Consider the following 1,807-nt stretch of genomic DNA (forward strand, 5'->3'; position numbering starts at 1 on the left):
GGAATTGGAATGAAATGCGGTCCTGCACACGGAACAGGCCGACCACCGCCAGCTTTTTTGGGAGCGCGGCGGTCGGCCTGTTCCTACCCAAGACCCCTGCGCCTTTACGCTTGCCTGTCCATGTAACAGCCATGAATATTCCCTCGGCATGGTGGCGCAGCGCCCGATGCCGAAAGTCCGCATGCAGCATTTTGCTGGCGTCAAACCACGAATGCACTGCCATGAAGTCGTCGGCCGTGCCGCCCCATTTTTTCACCGAGGAGAGCGCGTGGTGATACGGATGTGCCATCGCCGCCCCCTCAGAATTCATGGGTGAAGAGTTCGGACGACGTGAACCGTTCGTTGAACTCGAGGTGGATGCAGCGGGCGCTGGCGTCGAAGCAGAACTCGCCATAGGCGCCGTCGTTGTTCTCCCAACCGCCGTGGGTGTCGCTGAGGAAATCATAGGCGAGCTGTTCGACGACATCTTCGAGCGAAAGCTGCCGCATCTCGACCTCGGGACTGTCCCAGGTGATCGCGGCATAGGGGATTTCCACGGCAGGGAAATTGACGGCGGTCTCCCCTGACCAGGCGGCGACGCTTTCGATCTGGCCGCTGTCGCCCTCGCCATCGAAGCTGACCGTGACATGAGAAATGCCGGCGGCGGTCAGGGCATCGAATAGGCGATCTCTGTTGGCCGGACGCAGTTCGGCCTCGCGGGCGGCTTGTTTGGCCTGCGCCGCGAACACTGCGGCGAAGTCGATGGTGGACGGCGGCATCGGCGCCGGGAGGGTGGGTTCAACCTGGGTCATGGGGGTCTCCGAAGAAGGTGAAAGGGTCGGAGCCCACCGGGTACTCTCTTGCCCCGGCGAAGCTCACAAAAGCCCCCTGCCCTCCTCTGCCTCTCTGGGGTCATGCCGCGATCTGCAGGGCGCGCGTGGCAAAGGCGCGCCAGAGTGGATCCACGAGGCGAGCCTCCAAGAGATCGGCACGCTGCCGCAGGCGGGTTGCGAGATCGCTCTCCAGCCAGTCCGCCGCACGGCTTGCCTGCGCCCGAAGCTGGCTTGCTTCCATAACCACGACCCGGGCCTCAGTCGCGGTCATGACCGGAGCGCACCAAGCGACAGCGCCATTCGCTGCAGCACCGGCAAGGACAAGACGCTCATCGCGGTCAAGGATCGCCAGCATGCGCGGTGCAGCATCAGGCTCCATTTCGTCCGCCATTTTGATCGCGCCCCGCATGGCCTCGGCCAGCGTCGCGAAATGGCCGATGATCAGGGGATGGGCCTCTCCCGACATCGCAGCCGCAGGGTTGCGATCAGGCAGCGTCAGAGAAAAGGGCAGCGCGGGGTCAAAAGTGCTGTGCGCGACGACCGGCATGGCGTCAGCCGGAAACGGGGTCGATAGGGCCGGAAAGGAAAGGTCGAACATGGGAAATATCTCCGACGGTGCGGGAAGCCTCTCTCCCCGCCTCAAGCGTCAAAGACCAAACCGCCGCCCTCTTCCTCGAAGGGGCGACGGAAGGTGTTGATCCGAAGGACGGGTCACATCTTGCCCAAACCCCGAAGAGAGAGTTCCTGGCCCCCACCCACGATGATGTGGTCATGCAAAGTCAGGCCGAGATACTTGCAGCCCTTCTGGATTTCTTTCGTCATGGTGATATCCGCCTCGGAAGGCGTCGGATCACCGGAGGGGTGGTTGTGGACCTTTTGTGCCCCGTTTTCTTATGTCTCCTACCGTCAAGATGGGTTGGTCTTTCAATGGCTTGTGGACCGAAGTCGGACACATAACGGTGCTCGCCGTGCAACATGACCGCACCTGCCATTTT

3 protein-coding genes and 1 pseudogene are annotated in these 1,807 nt (G+C 62.2%); all 4 read right to left on the reverse strand.

The genetic code is table 11. The features are described from left to right. Nucleotides 1–289: DUF6915 family protein (locus FOA17_RS13400; RefSeq protein WP_420841712.1), on the reverse strand; the 289-nt coding region annotated here is incomplete at its 3' end. Nucleotides 290–299: 10 nt separating this feature from the next. Beyond that, entirely contained in the window at nt 300–791 is a 492-nt protein-coding gene (locus FOA17_RS13405; RefSeq protein ID WP_149142020.1) for a DUF6878 family protein, read from the reverse strand. A 100-nt stretch (nt 792–891) separates the two neighbouring features. Next, nucleotides 892–1,410, reverse strand: coding sequence for a DNA repair protein RadC (locus FOA17_RS13410; RefSeq protein WP_108437620.1), 519 nt, complete (start codon nt 1,408–1,410; stop codon nt 892–894). Nucleotides 1,411–1,523: 113 nt separating this feature from the next. Next, nucleotides 1,524–1,673 (reverse strand): annotated as a pseudogene (locus FOA17_RS13415) (JAB domain-containing protein); the annotation flags it as partial. Nucleotides 1,674–1,807 lie beyond the last annotated feature (134 nt).

The organism is Gemmobacter caeruleus (assembly GCF_008271655.1).
GTDB lineage: Bacteria > Pseudomonadota > Alphaproteobacteria > Rhodobacterales > Rhodobacteraceae > Gemmobacter > Gemmobacter caeruleus.